Here is a 15,392-nt window from a genome sequence, read left to right as displayed (position 1 = left end):
AAAGGCCGAAACGGTAGACTTGACCCGTGAAGTTTGGCAGTAACCCCCAGCACGCACCCATCGGAGTCTTCGATTCGGGCGTCGGGGGATTGACGGTGGCGCGAGCAATTCGCGATCAGCTGCCGAACGAATCCATGATTTATGTCGGCGATACGGCTCATACGCCGTACGGTCCGCGGCCGATTGCCGAAGTGCGCAAGCTCGCGCTTGAGGTTATGGATCGTTTGGTTGCTGAGGGCGTGAAAATGCTCGTGATCGCGTGTAATACGGCATCGGCTGCGGTGCTACGTGATGCGTACGAGCGCTATGACGTTCCCGTGGTTGAGGTGATTGGCCCAACCGTCAGGAGTGCGCTCTCGATCACCCGAAACGGCCGGATCGGTTTGATCGGTACCAAGGGCACGATTCGCTCGCGGGCGTATGAAGACCTGTTTCGGGTCGGCGCAAACGTCGAGCTGACGTCGCGCGCGTGCCCGCGCTTTGTCGAGCTCGTTGAAGCGGGCAAGACCTCGGGCGACGAGACGCTTGCGATCGCATCCGAGTATCTTGCGCCCCTCAAAGCAAAAGAGATCGACACGCTCGTGCTCGGCTGCACGCACTACCCATTCCTGCGTGGCGCTATTCGCCAGGTAATGGGGCCCGATGTTGCGCTCGTCTCGAGCGACATCGAGACGGCCAATCGTGTCTACGAGGTGCTCACTGATGAGCAGCTCTTGCGACCGGAGGGTGCGGGTGAGCCCGTGATCCGCTATGAAACGACCGGTGAAGACGGAGAGCATTTCGCCGATCTCGCTCGCCGAATGCTCGGCATCGAGATCGATCCCGTCGAACCACATCCCCAGAAGGAGAACTGATGAGTGACATGACCCGCGTTGATGGCCGTACGCCCGAGCAGATGCGCACCGTGACGATTGAGCGCGGCTGGAGCAAGCAGGCTGAGGGCAGCGCGCTCATCAGCTTTGGTGACACGAAGGTGCTCTGCACTGCATCGTTCACCCCTGGTGTACCGCGCTGGCTGAAGGGCCAGGGCACCGGTTGGGTGACTGCTGAGTACTCGATGCTTCCCCGCTCGACGAACGATCGTATGCAGCGTGAATCGGTGCGCGGCAAGATCGGTGGTCGCACTCACGAGATCTCGCGCCTCATTGGCCGCAGCCTTCGCGCGGTCATCGATACCGCTGAGCTCGGCGAGAACACCATCGTGATTGACTGCGACGTGCTGCAGGCTGACGGTGGCACCCGTACCGCATCGATCACCGGTGCGTACGTTGCCCTCGCGGATGCGATCGAGTGGGCGCGCGCAAACGGTCACATCGGCCGCAACGCGAAGCCGCTGAAGGACAGCGTTGCTGCAGTATCGGTTGGCATTGTTGGCGGCGTTCCCATGAGTGACCTCGCATACGTCGAGGACTCGAAGGCCGATACCGACATGAACGTTGTTGCGACCGGCAAGGGTGGCCTCGTCGAGGTGCAGGGCACCGCTGAGGGTGTTCCCTACAGCCGTGACGAGCTCAACACCCTCCTTGACCTCGCGCTCGCAAGCATCGCTGAGCTCGCTGACGCACAGTCTGCAGCACTGGCCGGGGAGTAATCGTGACCAAGGTTGTACTGGCAAGCCACAATAAGAAGAAGCTTGCTGAGCTTCGTCGCGTCCTCGAGCCGCTCGTGCCTGGCATTGAGATTGTCAGCTATGACGGTCCTGAGCCCGTAGAAGACGGCCTGAGCTTCGAAGCCAATGCGCTCATCAAGGCCCGCGCAGCTGCGAAGCACACGGGACTGCCCGCGGTCGCAGATGATTCGGGCATTGCTGTTGACGTGCTCGGTGGCTGCCCCGGCATCTTCTCTGCCCGTTGGTCTGGCCCGGAACGTGACGACACGAAGAACCTCGAGCTGCTGCTCTGGCAGCTTTCTGACGTCGCTGAGCCAAACCGTGCGGCAAGTTTCGTCTGCGCTGCTGCGCTCGTGATGCCTGACGGTGAAGAGGTGTGCGAGCTCGGCCATTGGCAGGGCGAGATCCTTACCGAGCGTGCTGGAGCTGAGGGGTTCGGGTACGATCCGATCTTCCGCCCGGCGGGAGAGCGCCGCTCTGCAGCTGAGATGCGTCCGGAGGAGAAAGACCTCGTCTCGCACCGCAACCGTGCATTCAGTGCGCTCGCGCCAGAGATTGCGAAGCGCATCACCGCCGACTAGCGCACTCAAACACACCGTAATGCCGTCACAGGGAAGCCCCTGGGGCGGCATTCGTGCGTTCCGGGCGGTAATATTTGAGCTGTACCCGCTTCGCGCAGCGAGGCCTGTAACTAAGGAACTGTAAAGATGCACAACCTGACCGACATCACCGAGCCGGGCGGCCTTGTTCGCCCCAACGTAAGTGTGGCTGACGCGATTACTATCGCGTTGGATCTGTACGGGGTCGAGGTGTCTGCGACGGAACTTGGGAGCAACCAAGATCGCAACTTTATGATCGTCGAGGCTGACGGGACGAAGAGTGTCTTGCGCATCGACAATCCGGTGTTCGGCGATGAGGCGCGCGATGCACAGCACGCTGCGCTCGATGCCTACCGCGCTGCGAACGTGCGTGTCGCCAGCGTCCTGCCCGGTCTGAACGGCGAACTGACGCAGCGGTGGAACGGTTTCGCGGTGCGCCGCAGCGAGTTCGCGCACGGGAAGTCGCTTGTCGACCATGGCTACCTTGCACCTGTCGTGCTCGAAGAGTTCGGTGCCCTCGCGGCAGCTTCGGTCAACGCGCTCGCTGACCTGGAGCACCACGGCCTTGGTCGCCCGAACCCGTGGGACATGCGTGGCGCCTTCGAGGAAACCCTGCGCCTCGCTTCGGCAATCACCGACGAAGACCTGCGCGAGGATGTCCTTGAAGCCGCCATCGCTGCGCACTCTGCGCTGCAGCCGCTCATCGAGTCGCTGCCGGTGCAGGCGATCCATGGTGACCTCACCGACGACAACGTCGTGGCCCAGCCCGGTGACGATCGTCGATACCACCCGCACACCCTGCTCGATCTCGGTGATCTCGGATACGGCTGGCGCATCGCAGAACTCTCGGTGACGGTGTCATCGATGCTGCATCATGAGCCCGCACGCCCGCTGCGTGCGCTCGATACCATCAGCGCATTTGACCGCGTCGCGCCGATTGCTGACGCGGAGGCGCGTGCGGTGTGGCCGCTCGTCGTGCTGCGTGCTGCGCACCTCGTTGCGAGCGGCTGGCGCCAGCTTGAGATCGATGGCGACAATGACTACGCCCGCGAGCGCATCGCCGGCGAACAGGCAATCTTCGATGCCGCGACCCGGTTCACGCTGGCTGAGATGACCGAGCAGGTGCTCGCTGCACTCGGTCGTGACGGGATTGCGTGCGGAGCTGGGCTGCGTACGCTCGCAGCACCCGCTGCTTCGGTGGCGGATCCGCTGCGCGCCCTGCTCCCCACCCTCGCGGGTGAGGTCGCAACCATCGATGCTGGCGTCGAATCCGAGGCGCTTGAAGCTGGGAAGTTCCTCGCGGCAGATGCTGATGTCGCACTGGTGCACGAAGCGCTCGCAGGGGGAGCGGCTGCGGCTGTGCTGCCCTACGGCGTGTTTCGCCTGACCCGCACCGCGATCAACGCAACCGATGGTGCTGAGACCTGGCCGCTTGCGACCGAAATTGTTGTAGCGGCTGGCGAAGAGCTTCCGGTTGCTGCCCCCGTCGAAGGCAAGGTCGTCGTTGCGACTGACCGCGGCTTGCTCATTGAGCTGACCGGCGCCGAGTGGTACCTCTCGATTGATGGCGTGCAGGCGACGGCAGCTGTCGATGCGCAGGTGCAGGCCGGCGATGTGGTTGCAACGCTGGGTGCTGCTGCCGATCCGCGCCCCATTGCCGTCACCCTGTGCCGTGCCGATGCCGTCGGTGAGACCGCTGGCAACTCGCAGTCCGAGTTCGGTGAACTCGTTGAGAGCGTGCCGCCGATCCTCGCACTTGAGGTGCCAGAAACCGGCCGCGCGCAGTTTGTCGCGCCGGAGCGCGTGCCAGCGTGGGATCGCTTCACCGTTGATCCCGCTGGCATTCTCGGCCTGGAATCGTTCGCCCAGCGCGACGAGGCAGCTGCGGAGCTTGAGCGCCGTCAGCGCATCTTTGCGAGCGCGCAAGAGCGCTACTACGAGCGTCCAATGCAGATCGAGCGCGGCTGGCGCCAGCACCTCATCGACACGACCGGCCGGTCGTACGTCGACATGGTGAACAACGTCACGGGTCTTGGCCACGGGCACCCGGGAGTTGCTGCGGCGGCGAGCCGACAGATCCGCATCCTCAACACGAACTCGCGCTTCCTGTACCGCGAGTTGACTGAGTACAGCGAGCGCCTACTTGAGATGCTGCCCGAGGGCACCGGCCTCGACACGGTACTGCTCGTGAACAGTGGCTCGGAGGCGGTCGATCTCGCGCTCCGGCTGGCGCAGGCAGCGACCGGCCGCAAGACCATCGTCTCGCTGCGTGAGGCTTACCACGGCTGGACCATGGCGAGCGACGCTGTCACGACGAGCGCATACGACAACCCGTACGCGCTCGATAACCGCCCCGATTGGGTGCACGTTGCTGACGTGCCGAACCGGTTCCGCGGCACCTACCGCGGCGCGGTGACTGACGCGACCATTGGCGCGCAGTATGCGGCGGATCTCGGCAACGATCTCACCGCCCTCGCCGAGGCCGGGCGAGACGTCGCAGGGTTTATCTGCGAGTCGGTGCTGGGGAACGCCGGCGGCGTCCTCCTGCCTGACGGCTACCTGCGTGACGTGTACGCACGCGTGCGTGCCGCAGGCGGCGTGTGTATCGCTGACGAGGTACAGGTCGGTTTCGGCCGTATGGGATCGAGCTTCTGGGGCTTCGAACAGTCGGGTGTCACACCTGACATCATTACGATTGCGAAGCCCATGGGTAACGGGTTCCCGATCGGTGGCGTCATCACGACCAAGAAGATCGCCGACGCGCTCGCGACCCAGGGCCAGTTCTTCGCATCGGCAGGCGGCAACCCGCTGTCGTGCCGCGTCGGCATTGCCGTGCTTGATGCGATGCGTGACGAGCAGCTGCAGGAGAACGCGCGCGTGGTTGGCGCGCGCCTCGCGGCCGGATTCCGTGAGCTCGCGGAGCGCCACGACATTATCGGCCCGATTCACGGCGAAGGCCTGTATCTCGGCGTTGAACTCGTGCGCGATCGCGAGACGCTCGAGCCAGCAAAGGAAGAGACCGCAGCGATTTGTGAGCGTCTGAAGGAACTCGGCGTGATTGTGCTCACCACCTCGGAGCGCTCGAACGTGCTCAAGGTGAAGCCGCCGCTGTGCCTCACTGAGGAGAGCGCCGACTTTATGGTTGCGCAGCTTGACCGCGTCTTGACCGAAGGCTGGTAACCCCGGGTGCTCGCGCGTATTCCGAACGCCCCGCGCACGGGCATTCCGCCGTGGCTGCTCGCGGTCGCGGCAATGGCGATGATTCAGTTGGGCAACGCCCTGTCGGTTCACCTCATAGCTGGGGTTGGGCCGGCGGGTGCCTCCTGGATGCGCATGATGTTTGGGGCGGTGTTCCTGCTCCTCATCGCGCGTCCGAACCTACGGTTGGTGCGCAAAGCTGACGTCCCGCTCCTCATTGCACTGGGTGTCGTGACGGGCTACATGACCGCAGCGTTCCTTGCCGCGGTCGAACGCTTGCCGCTCGGCACCGCCGTTGCCATCGAGTTCCTCGGGCCGCTGACGGTTGCGGGCGTGATGAGCAAGCGTCGATCCGCGCTCGTTTGGCCAGCACTCGCGCTTGTCGGCGTCGTGCTCCTTGCCGAACCCTGGAGTGGGAGCGCGGATCTCGTAGGCATCGGCTTCGCGTTGCTTTCCGGTGTGTGCTGGGGCTTGTACATTGTCCTGACCCAGCGCGTGGGCGACCGATTCAGTGGCATCTCTGGACTGGCGATCACGATCCCGATTGCGGCGATCGCGACCATGCCAGTCGGCTTGCCGCAGGTCGTCATGGGCGACCTCACCTGGCAACTCATCCTGCTTGCCGCGGGGGTTTCGTTGCTCGCGCCCGTCATCTCGTTCGGGCTCGAGATGCTCGCGCTCAAACGCATGACGCCGACGGCATTCGGTACGCTCATGGCCATCGAGCCGGGCATCGGCGTCGTTATTGGGTTCCTCGTGCTCGCGCAGGCGCCCGTGCTCATGCAGGTGCTTGGCATCTTGCTGGTGGTGATTGCTGGGGCGGCGGCACAGCGCGGCGGCCGCAGGGAAATCGATACCGCTTAGATAGATTGTCAGCATGAGAATGTGGTCGCTTCACCCCAGTCACCTTGATCGTGCCGGCCTGGTTGCCGGCTGGCGTGAAACACTGCTCGCTCAGGCGGTGCTTGCTGACCTCACGAAGGGGTACAAGAACCACCCACAACTTGAACGATTCCGTGAGACGAGCGACCCGCTGCTCATGGTCGGGGCCTACCTGCGTGGGTTGCACGAGGAGTCCCTCGCGCGCGGGTATCGCTTCGACGGCTCGAAAATCATGCGTACTGAGCACGTTACAGAGCTCATCCCCGTCACCGACGGCCAGCTTGCATTCGAATGGACGCACCTCGGGTCAAAGCTTGCGCATCGGAGCCCAGAAGACGCAGCTCGTTGGGCAGAAAGCTCGCCAACACCCCATCCGCTGTTTAAGGTGGTGTCAGGCGGCGTTGCCACCTGGGAGAGGGTGTAATCATGCGAGTGCTCATCGGCGGTGCATCGGGACTCATTGGTTCGGCACTGAGTGAAGCGCTGCGTGCCCGCGGCGATGACATCGCAACCCTCGTGCGGCGGCCCGCTGTCAGCGAGTCTGAAATATCCTGGAACCCAGTGCGCGGCGAGCTCGCGCCAGAGGCGATTGCAGGGGTCGATGCGATCGTGCTGTTGAACGGCGCGAGCGTTGGACGCTTACCATGGACGGCAAAGTATCGTGGTGAGCTGCTCACCTCTCGACTGGACTCGACGAACACCGTCGTTAGGGCACTGCAGCGAATGACTGGTCCGCGACCCATGCTGCTCTCTGGCTCTGCGGTGGGGTTCTACGGTTCAGTTCCCGGAGGAGTCTTGACCGAAGACTCCCCGGCAGGCGATACCTTTCTTGCGAAACTTTGCGTCGACTGGGAAGGCGCCGCACGCGAAGCGGAAGCGGTGACTGACGTGGCCTTGCTCCGCACCGCTCCCGTGATTCACCCCAGGGGAGTGCTGCGTCCCATGATCACGCTCACGAACCTCGGTCTCGGTGGCCCGCTCGGTTCGGGTAAGCAGACGTGGCCTTGGATTTCGCTGACCGATGAGGTGCGAGCGATCTTGCACATTCTTGACCGGCGGATCACTGGCCCCGTCAATCTCTGCGGGCCGACCGCAGCCACCGCCAACGAGACGGGCCGCGCGCTCGCGCGCAATATGCATCGCCCATTCCTGCTGCCTGCACCAGCGTGGGCATTGCGCCTCGGGCTCGGACGAGAGGCGACTGAATCATTGCTAACCGCTGATGCTGACGTGCGGCCAGACGTGCTGCTGACATCTGGCTTTGTGTTTACACACGAAACCGTTGCGGCTGCGGTCGCTGACGCGATCGGCTCATAACTCAATCTCGGCACTCGCATTGACAAAGGCGCCCTTGGTGCGTAGGTTCATTAGTGAAGTAATGAACCAGATAAGCCGATAGGCTCGCTGCGAGAGTGAAAGTGAGGTGGCAAGTGTTCGACGACACGCGCCCAATCTTTCTGCAGCTTGCCGACCGCATCGCTGGCGACATTCTGCGGGGTCGATATGCAGAGGGTGAGCAAGTTCCGTCAACCAACGAGCTTGCGCAGCACCTGCGTATTAACCCCGCAACCGCCGGAAAGGCGCTGAACCTGCTGGTTGAACGCCAGGTGCTGGTGAAGCGTCGCGGTATCGGCATGTTCGTCGCGGCAGGCGCATTTGATGCGCTCTCTGCAGAACGTCATCAGGAATTTGTTCAGAGCTTCATCCGACCGATGCTTGCGGAAGCGGCGATGCTCGGAATCGACCAGGCTGCGCTTGCGCGCCTCGTCGCTTCTGAGGCTGAGCGATCCGCGCTCCCATCGGAGTCCGCTCACACAGAAACTGAGACATCATGACATTTGCCATTGAGGCGCGTGACCTCACGCGAGCGTACGGTGACATCCGCGCGCTCGATGCGGTGACGGTGCAGATTCAGGCCAATACGATCACCGGTCTCCTCGGCCGCAACGGCGCAGGAAAGACAACGTTCATGTCGCTCGTGACCGCGCAGGATCGTCCGACTGCCGGCATCGTGAAGGTGCTCGGCGAAGAGCCGTTCGAGAACGAGCGTGTGATCGAACAGCTGAGCTTTGTTCGAGACAACCAGCGCTACCCAGATGACTACAAGCTCAAGCATGCGCTGCGCGCGGCACGGGTGTTCCATCCCGGTTGGTCGCAAGAGCTCGCTGACGAGCTCGTGGCACTGTTCCGTATCCCAGCCAAGACCGTAGTGAAGAAGTTCTCTCGCGGTCAGCTCTCGGCGCTCGGGATCGTGCTCGGTCTCGCTTCGCGTGCCCCGGTCACGTTCTTTGACGAGCCGTACCTGGGGCTCGATGCGACCGCGCGCACCTACTTCTATGATGTGCTGCTGCGGGATTACCAAGAGCATCCGCGCACGATCGTGCTCTCCACGCACCTCATCGATGAAATGGACCGGCTGCTCGAGCGGGTGGTGATTCTGGATCGTGGACGTGTGGTTCAAGACGCCGACGTCGATGAGCTGCGGGGACGTGCGTACCAGGTCGCTGGTCGCCGCGCGGCGGTTGAGGAGTTCGTGGCCGCCCGGACGGCACTCAGCGTACATCGCACGGGTGGCCTTGCGACTGCGGTGATCGAGGGCACATTGACCGAGGCGGATCGGGCAGCCGCGGTGGCAGCTGATCTTGATCTCAGCTCGGTGACGCTGCAGGAACTCGTGTCAGCCTATGGATTCGACCGTGATGCAGACGCGGGTGGCGATGCCGGCGAAGCGCTGGCTTTCGACGCGAAGGGAGCACACTCATGAAGCACATCACGCACGTGACTCGATTGCATCTGAACAAGCCTGAGATCATGTTCCGCACCCCGGCGTTCATTATCGCCCTGGTGCTCATCATTACGATGATCATTTCCTTCGCACTGCAGCGCGCTGGGCTCGACCCTGCGAGCCCAGCGTACGCAGACGGTGCACGGTCAAATATTGCAGTGGCATACGCCTTGCCGGGCTTCCTGGTGTACTACGGCGTGCAGGCGGTGTCGACCACCTTCCCGTTCGCGCTTGCACTTGGTACGACGCGACGCGCCTACGTGCTCGGTACTGCGCTGGCGAACCTGATCCTCTCGGTATTCGTTGCGGCAATGCTCACGGTGCTGCTCTGGATTGAGCTGGCGACCGACCACTGGTTCTTCGGATCCTATGCGCTCGACAACTACGCGCTTGGCAGCGGCGACGCCTGGGTCCTTGCGGTAACGGTGTTCCTCGGGACGTTTGTTGCGGTCACCATTGGCGGCTTCTTCGGTGCGATCTGGGTGCGGTTCGGGACGAAGGGTCCGACCATTGCTGGTGTCGTGCTCGGATTGATCATCGTGCTAATTTTGCTCGCGATTGCACCGAACTTCATTGAGATCGTCACGAGCATCACGCGGGGAGACCTCGCGGTCGGAGCGATCGTTGTCGCGCTGCTCGCGCTTGTCGGCACGTGGGTGACGATGCGCCGCGCTGCGGTGCGCTAGCCCGGCAGCAGCCAGGAGCGCCCCCCGAGACTAGGGGTTTCTCCCGAGACTGGGCCTTTCATACGCATGAAAGAGGCCATCTCGGGAGAAACGCCCCTTTTCGAGGGGCTGGGGTGAATTGACAGAGCACTACAGCACGGCGCGGGTAACCGCGGCAATCGCCTCTTGTGCGCCAGCAGCGAAGAAGGCCTTCGTGCACACCGCGAGCACCCGGAATTCCGGAGTTCCAGGCTCGCCAATGACGGCGACGTCGTGGCGAATGCCTTCATCCCAGCCGCTCTTTGCACCCCACACCGTGCCAGCGGGCAATGCGGGCGCGATCATCGGGAACAGCTGCGCCCGCATGTAGCCAAGGATGACCGTGCGGGAGGAAGGTGCGAGCTCCTCGCTGGACACGACAGCGAGAGCCAGATCCGCGAGACTGCGCGTGGTGACCGAGTGCGTGTAGCCAGCAAGCGCAGCGGGATAGTCACAAATGAGGCGAGACATCTCTACATTGCGCACGCCGAGGCGATCGAGTGCGGCCTCGACCGCGTTGATGCCAGCCACCCCAGCGCCCAGCGCCTCAATGAGAATGTTCGTGGCCTCGTTCGACGACACCGTGATCATGCGCTCGAGATACCAGTCAACGCTCATCATGGTGCCGACCTCGGGAAGGCCCGGGTCCTGCTCCGCTGGCTCGAAGTCGAACGGCGCAGCGTCAGGAACGCGGCTCGCGAACGAGATCCGCACGGGGAACTCATCGGTGAGGTGCAGCGTGCCGGCTTCGACCGCGAACATAACCGCAGCCGCGACGGCAAGCTTCACCGTGCTCGCTGCGTAGTAGGTCTGCGTCTCGTCACAACCTGCGAGGGTGGTGCCGGCCTGATCGATGAGGGTGAACGAGACACTGGGCTCACCGCGTTTGGAGACGCTCATGCCTGTGCTCCGTCCTGAGAAGTGCTCGCTGAGGTGGCCGAAGCCGCTGTCGCGGGAGTCGAGGAGAGTAGCGCCGCGGTAATCGCCGAGATGGCGGCCGCGCCCTGCTCATAGGTGTATCCGCGGGTGCAGACCGCGAGGCACTGCATGATGCCGTCGCGCGAGATGAAGGCAAAGTCATGGGCGATGCCGTCGACGCTGCCGCCCTTGCTGCCGGTGTCGATTACGACGCCGGCGCGTTCACCGAAGGTCTGTGCTGCCGTGCTGATGACGGGTTCCTCTCGCTCGCGTAGGAGCTGCATTGCGATTGCGGTGTGCTCTGCGTCGAGGAGTACGCCACGAACCAGCGCAGCCATGAGCCGCGCGAGGCCGAGCGCTGACGCCCGATTCGTAACGCCAGCTTCGAGACCTGCAACGTCGGAGTAGGGCCGATCAAGGCCGGTGTCTGGCGCGCCTGCGTCGAGTGAGACGGCTGCGATGCGATCCGCCCCCAACGCTTCGAACAGCATGTTCGTGGCACAGTTGGCGCTCACGGTCGTCATGCGATTGAGCAGGTGTGCGAGGGTGACGGTGTCGCCGGGGGCGCCAAGGCCGGGATCGGTCTCCTCGATCTCAATCGTGAACCGGGGCGCGTCTGGCACGATGCTCGCATACTCGTGCGTGACGATGTGCGGATCGTCGAGACGCCACTCGCCAGCCTGTACCCGGCGCAGTGCAGCGACGAGGACACCGACCTTGACGGTCGACGCCGAGTAATAGGGGAGTGAAGCATTCTGCTCGCGCAGGACGGACCCGTCGGCGTCGACAAGCGCGTAGGAGATGACGGGGGTGCCGTCGGAGTAGTCGCTGACGATGCCGCGGGGGTCATCGTCGAGACCGAAGTCTGGGTTTTTCATGGTGTTCCTTGCAAGATGAGAGTTAGACCGAGCGCAGGAAGTCGCTGAGGATGAGCTGGCCGCCGTTGACCGAAGCCACGGGGACTCGCTCGTCAACGCCGTGCACGCCACCGGAGCGGCGACCGTCGGGGTCGGGGGTGAGCGGGGCGAAGCCGAAGCATTCGATGCCGAGCTTGGCGAAGGACTTTGCGTCGGTACCGCCGCCCATGCAAAACGGGACGACGACCGCTTCAGGGTGTGAGCGCAGTACAGCTTCGCGCATTGCCGCGAACCACGGCGAGCGCTGCGAGAAATCGGTGGGCTTGCCCGGGTCGATGTACTCGTACGAGACCTCGGGGCCGACAAGTTCGGCGAGCACTGCCTGCGTTGACTCGAACGTGCCTGGCACGCAGCGCACGTCGATCTCGGCTTCGGCGACGCCGGGAATAACGTTGACCTTGTAGCCGGCATTGAGCACCGTGGTGGTCGAAGAGCAACGGACGGTGACGCGTGCAACCGTGCCGGCCTCGCCCATCTGCTCGATCGCCCTGGCAACGCCCGCCTCATCTGTGAGGTCGGCTTCGTAGCCGAGCGCGGCGTTCGTGTCGGTGATGTAGGTGCGGACGGCGTCGACCATCTGCAACGGCCACTGGTAATCATTGAGCCGCTGAGTCGCTGCGAGCAGCTTGGAAATCGCGCTGCCTGGTGCGGGGCGTGAGCCGTGACCAGAGATGCCCTCAGCGCGGAGGCGCATGTGCAGTGTGCCGCGCTCGGCAACCGCGATGGGGACGAGCGTCACGGGGGAGCCGTCCTTCGCCGTCAGGGGCATCGCCTGGCCGCCAGATTCGCCGAACGCTGCGCCGATGCCCGCGAATAGCTCCGGACGTTCCTTCACGAGCCAGCCTGCGCCCCAGTCGCCGCGATCCTCCTCGTCGGCGACCCAAAGGAAGACAACGTCGCGTTCTGGCACGATTCGTTGCTTCGCCCACTCGAGCGCGGTCACGACCATCATCGCGACCATGTCCTTCATGTCGACTGATCCGCGACCATATACGTATCCGTCTTCGATTCGCCCCTCGAATGGCGGCACACGCCACTGGTCTGGCTCGGCGGGTACGACATCGAGATGGCCGTGCACGAGCACGCCGGGCAGGCTGCGATCGCGGCCAGGGACGCGGATCAGGACCGATGCGCGGTCGGGTTCCGGAGCATAGAGCTCGGGCGCATAGCCCGCACCAGCGAGAATGCGAGCGATCTCTTCCGCAAGCTGAGTCTCGCCCCTGCTCTTGCCGTTACCGAAGTTTGAAGTGTCGTAGCGAACGAAGTGCGCACACAATTCGGCTGCTGTCATCTCTGCGGTCATTCGCGAACCGTCCTCTCTGAGGTTCGTACCGTGCGCCGCCGTTGGCGCACCGAAGTTACGTCACATAAACACTATCCGTCGCCGGTGAATAACGCAGCAACTTTTATTGATTTGTATAAGGAGTTGACCCAGTCGAGACTCTTGTATTCCTGTCTTACGAATCGTAAAGTGGGCTGCGTGGGTCCCGCCACACTGTCACAAAGGAGCGACATGACCATTCGGAACACTTCACCCGCACTCCGCACGCTCGCGCCAGGTGCCCGTTGCGCGCTGGTGAGCCCCTCGGGGCCGTCGACCGAAGAGGCCGTCGAGAAAGCTGAAGCGCTCCTGCGCTCGTGGGGCCTCGTTCCCATCCGCGGCAAGCACGTGCTCGATCGGCATGAGCGCGCTCACGGGTACCTGGCTGGCAGCGATGCAGATCGGGCGGCGGATCTCACGGCAGCGTGGACAGACCCCGAGATCGACGCTGTATTCTGTGTACGCGGTGGGTACGGCGCGATCCGCATCATCGATCTCCTTGACGTCGACGTGCTCGCCGCGGCTGAGCCGAAGCCGCTCATTGGGTCTTCTGACATCACCGCACTCCACGAGTTCTGGGAGCAGCGGCTTGGGGTTCCCACCTGGTTCACCCCGATGATCGCCACCAACGACCTGCTGCTGTCGCCGAACAACGTCGAGGACCTGCGCGTTGCCGTCCTGGGCGAGGGGCCACTGGAGATCGCCGGTGATGCAGACACCACCACCATCGTGCCGGGCACCGCAACCGGCCAGCTCACCGGTGGCAACCTCTCGCTGCTCGTGATGAGCGTCGGCTCGCACCCGACCACTCTCGAGCGCGCGAAGGGCAAGATCGTGCTCATCGAAGAGGTCCACGAGTCGCCGTACCGAATCGACGGCCTGATGCAGATTCTGCTGCGCTCGGGCTATTTCGAGGGTGCGCTCGCGGTCGGTCTCGGCACCTGGGTCGACTGCGGTGACCTCGACGAAGTGAAGGCGCTGTTGACCGAGCTGCTCGAACCGCTCGGTATCCCGGTTGTTTGGGGGCTGCGCTTCGGGCACGGTCCCGATGTGTCTTCGTTCCCGATCGGCGCCGGCGTCACTGCGACCCTCATCGCTGACGAGAACCCACGCATCGAGTTCGATGCCTAACGTATAGCGCGCCACAGTTCGGAACGCGAAAGGCCCCCGGCATCACACGATGCGCGGGGGCCTTTCGCGTGGGCGCTACGAAATGCAGCCACCCATGCCAGGGCTAGTCGTCGAGCAGAATCGTCTCGCCGTGCGTGAGCAGCGCGTCGCCGTGCAGGTGCAGGCTGGTGACGAAGTCATCGATTGCCACGCGCGAGGGATGCTCAGGTGACATGTCCTCTCCCATCGCGAAGACAGCGTAGACGAGGTCTGCGCCACCGACCGTGCGTACGACGCCCGCGAGCGAGTGCACCGAATTGATGAAGCCGGTCTTGCCGCGCACAGCATCGCCGACGACGGCGTTCTCGCCAGTGAAGCGTGCACTGTACATCGTGCCGTTCGGCCCGGTGCGGCTCAGCCGGTCGTCGAGCATGCCAAGGATTCCCTCGCGCAGTCGCGCGCGTCGAATGAGATCCGCGATCGTGCGCGCGGGCACCTTGATGTAGTCGCTCAGACCAGAGCCGTCCTGCAGCTCCACACCCTCGGTGGGGACGCCAAGGTCGCGCAGCACGCCGGTGAGGCCACGCTTCACCCCGTCGAAGGTGCCGTCTTCGCCACGCTCGATGACCGCGAGTTTCGCGAGTGCTTCCGCGAGCCCGTTGTCTGAGGTGCGCAGGCACTCGCGCACGAGTTCCTCGATCGTGTGTGACTTCGCGACCGCGAGTTCCTCGGCGTCTGCGGGGGCGGATCCGCGCACCACCTGGATATCGTCACCCAAGAAGGCCGCGAACGCGCGAGCGGCGTTCCCAGCGGGATCGGCGCTGCGGGGACTGTCATCGGCAGCGGGATCCTCGCGATCGCCGTCTGCTTGGAGCGACGAGATCATCGGGATGTAGCCCTCGGGATTGCGGTCTTCGTCAAGCCACTGGCCAGTGAGCCACTCGCCGCCAGCAAAGAGCGAATCATCGTAGACCAGGCGCGTGGGCACCTCGTCGCCGAGTGCCGCGAGGGTGTCCCGTGCGAGCACGTCCATGCGTGCAGGGGAGTCATAGTACGTCGGTCCGTCGCCAGGTACCCGGCTGAGGGTAACGTCGCCGCCACCGATGATGACGATTTCGCCCGGTGCTGATCCGCGCACGACGCGCGTCTCGATGCGACGGTCCGGGCCGAGCTCATGCAGTGCGGCAGCGCAGGTGATCGTCTTCATGACGCTCGCGGTCTCCTCGCCGCGATCAGCGGCGCGTTCGAGGAGCGAGCGGCCGGTGTCGGCCTCAAGCACGAGGATGCGGGGACGCGTGAAGCGCGGGTCGGTCGCCCGCGCAAGGATGGTTTCGGTGCTGGTCATCTGC

15 protein-coding genes are annotated in these 15,392 nt (G+C 63.8%); 11 read left to right on the top strand and 4 right to left on the bottom strand.

Annotated features, from left to right (window positions below; translation table 11 throughout):
- Positions 1 to 26 precede the first annotated feature (26 nt).
- From murI to ICM05_RS08920, 10 genes are all read left to right on the top strand, one after another.
- Positions 27 to 854: a glutamate racemase gene (murI, locus tag ICM05_RS08965; protein WP_188024214.1), complete on the top strand. Its 828-nt coding sequence runs from the start codon at positions 27 to 29 to the stop codon at positions 852 to 854.
- The gene (rph, locus tag ICM05_RS08960) at positions 854 to 1,591 is read left to right on the top strand and encodes a ribonuclease PH (protein WP_188024213.1); all 738 of its coding nucleotides are present in this window, start codon (positions 854 to 856) and stop codon (positions 1,589 to 1,591) included. The genes murI and rph overlap by 1 nt, the downstream gene beginning before the upstream one ends.
- 2 nt (positions 1,592 to 1,593) lie before the next feature.
- Positions 1,594 to 2,190, top strand: a complete 597-nt coding sequence (gene rdgB / locus ICM05_RS08955; RefSeq protein ID WP_188024212.1) for an RdgB/HAM1 family non-canonical purine NTP pyrophosphatase — start codon at positions 1,594 to 1,596, stop codon at positions 2,188 to 2,190.
- Between the two features lie 126 nt (positions 2,191 to 2,316).
- Complete coding sequence (locus ICM05_RS08950; RefSeq protein ID WP_188024211.1) at positions 2,317 to 5,388, top strand: aminotransferase; 3,072 nt, start codon at positions 2,317 to 2,319, stop codon at positions 5,386 to 5,388.
- A 6-nt stretch (positions 5,389 to 5,394) separates the two neighbouring features.
- Entirely contained in the window at positions 5,395 to 6,270 is an 876-nt protein-coding gene (locus ICM05_RS08945; protein ID WP_353055442.1) for an EamA family transporter, read from the top strand.
- A 13-nt stretch (positions 6,271 to 6,283) separates the two neighbouring features.
- On the top strand, positions 6,284 to 6,712 hold the full coding sequence (locus tag ICM05_RS08940) for a pyrimidine dimer DNA glycosylase/endonuclease V (protein WP_188024210.1): 429 nt from the start codon (positions 6,284 to 6,286) through the stop codon (positions 6,710 to 6,712).
- Positions 6,713 to 6,714: 2 nt separating this feature from the next.
- On the top strand, positions 6,715 to 7,605 hold the full coding sequence (locus ICM05_RS08935; protein WP_188024209.1) for a TIGR01777 family oxidoreductase: 891 nt from the start codon (positions 6,715 to 6,717) through the stop codon (positions 7,603 to 7,605).
- Positions 7,606 to 7,718: 113 nt separating this feature from the next.
- Complete coding sequence (locus ICM05_RS08930) at positions 7,719 to 8,123, top strand: GntR family transcriptional regulator (protein ID WP_188024208.1); 405 nt, start codon at positions 7,719 to 7,721, stop codon at positions 8,121 to 8,123.
- Positions 8,120 to 9,052, top strand: coding sequence for an ABC transporter ATP-binding protein (locus ICM05_RS08925; RefSeq protein WP_188024207.1), 933 nt, complete (start codon positions 8,120 to 8,122; stop codon positions 9,050 to 9,052). The genes ICM05_RS08930 and ICM05_RS08925 overlap by 4 nt, the downstream gene beginning before the upstream one ends.
- On the top strand, positions 9,049 to 9,759 hold the full coding sequence (locus ICM05_RS08920; protein ID WP_188024206.1) for a hypothetical protein: 711 nt from the start codon (positions 9,049 to 9,051) through the stop codon (positions 9,757 to 9,759). The genes ICM05_RS08925 and ICM05_RS08920 overlap by 4 nt, the downstream gene beginning before the upstream one ends.
- A 129-nt stretch (positions 9,760 to 9,888) precedes the next feature.
- Here the strand turns inward: ICM05_RS08920 and ICM05_RS08915 are convergent, their stop codons facing one another.
- The 3 genes from ICM05_RS08915 to ICM05_RS08905 are packed head-to-tail and all read right to left on the bottom strand — an operon-like array spanning position 9,889 to position 12,915.
- A complete protein-coding gene (locus ICM05_RS08915) occupies positions 9,889 to 10,677 on the bottom strand; it encodes a serine hydrolase (RefSeq protein ID WP_188024205.1) in 789 nt (262 codons plus the stop codon).
- Positions 10,674 to 11,573 (bottom strand): serine hydrolase, encoded by a 900-nt coding sequence (locus ICM05_RS08910; protein ID WP_188024204.1) that lies wholly within the window; start codon positions 11,571 to 11,573, stop codon positions 10,674 to 10,676. Before ICM05_RS08910 ends, ICM05_RS08915 begins: the two co-directional genes overlap by 4 nt.
- 22 nt (positions 11,574 to 11,595) lie before the next feature.
- The gene (locus ICM05_RS08905) at positions 11,596 to 12,915 is read right to left on the bottom strand and encodes a M20/M25/M40 family metallo-hydrolase (protein WP_215401768.1); all 1,320 of its coding nucleotides are present in this window, start codon (positions 12,913 to 12,915) and stop codon (positions 11,596 to 11,598) included.
- A gap of 210 nt (positions 12,916 to 13,125) precedes the next feature.
- On the opposite strand from ICM05_RS08905, the gene ICM05_RS08900 reads away from it, so the two are divergent.
- The gene (locus tag ICM05_RS08900) at positions 13,126 to 14,064 is read left to right on the top strand and encodes an LD-carboxypeptidase (RefSeq protein WP_188024203.1); all 939 of its coding nucleotides are present in this window, start codon (positions 13,126 to 13,128) and stop codon (positions 14,062 to 14,064) included.
- Positions 14,065 to 14,167: 103 nt separating this feature from the next.
- Here ICM05_RS08900 and ICM05_RS08895 read toward each other — a convergent pair whose 3' ends face one another.
- Entirely contained in the window at positions 14,168 to 15,388 is a 1,221-nt protein-coding gene (locus tag ICM05_RS08895) for a D-alanyl-D-alanine carboxypeptidase/D-alanyl-D-alanine-endopeptidase (RefSeq protein ID WP_188024202.1), read from the bottom strand.
- Positions 15,389 to 15,392: the final 4 nt, after the last annotated feature.

This window comes from Leucobacter sp. cx-42, from assembly GCF_014529985.1.
Lineage (GTDB): Bacteria > Actinomycetota > Actinomycetes > Actinomycetales > Microbacteriaceae > Leucobacter.
This window is presented reverse-complemented; position numbering and strand designations above follow the sequence as displayed.

Bases quoted from the DNA above. Each gene is read 5' to 3' on its own strand.
- ICM05_RS08920 (WP_188024206.1), top strand. From the start codon at position 9,049: ATGAAGCACATCACGCACGTGACTCGATTGCATCTGAACAAGCCTGAG.
- ICM05_RS08910 (WP_188024204.1), bottom strand. From the start codon at position 11,573: ATGAAAAACCCAGACTTCGGTCTCGACGATGACCCCCGCGGCATCGTC.
- ICM05_RS08935 (WP_188024209.1), top strand. From the start codon at position 6,715: ATGCGAGTGCTCATCGGCGGTGCATCGGGACTCATTGGTTCGGCACTG.
- ICM05_RS08925 (WP_188024207.1), top strand. From the start codon at position 8,120: ATGACATTTGCCATTGAGGCGCGTGACCTCACGCGAGCGTACGGTGAC.
- ICM05_RS08900 (WP_188024203.1), top strand. From the start codon at position 13,126: ATGACCATTCGGAACACTTCACCCGCACTCCGCACGCTCGCGCCAGGT.
- ICM05_RS08905 (WP_215401768.1), bottom strand. From the start codon at position 12,915: ATGACCGCAGAGATGACAGCAGCCGAATTGTGTGCGCACTTCGTTCGC.
- ICM05_RS08895 (WP_188024202.1), bottom strand. From the start codon at position 15,388: ATGACCAGCACCGAAACCATCCTTGCGCGGGCGACCGACCCGCGCTTC.
- ICM05_RS08940 (WP_188024210.1), top strand. From the start codon at position 6,284: ATGAGAATGTGGTCGCTTCACCCCAGTCACCTTGATCGTGCCGGCCTG.
- ICM05_RS08950 (WP_188024211.1), top strand. From the start codon at position 2,317: ATGCACAACCTGACCGACATCACCGAGCCGGGCGGCCTTGTTCGCCCC.
- rph (WP_188024213.1), top strand. From the start codon at position 854: ATGAGTGACATGACCCGCGTTGATGGCCGTACGCCCGAGCAGATGCGC.
- ICM05_RS08915 (WP_188024205.1), bottom strand. From the start codon at position 10,677: ATGAGCGTCTCCAAACGCGGTGAGCCCAGTGTCTCGTTCACCCTCATC.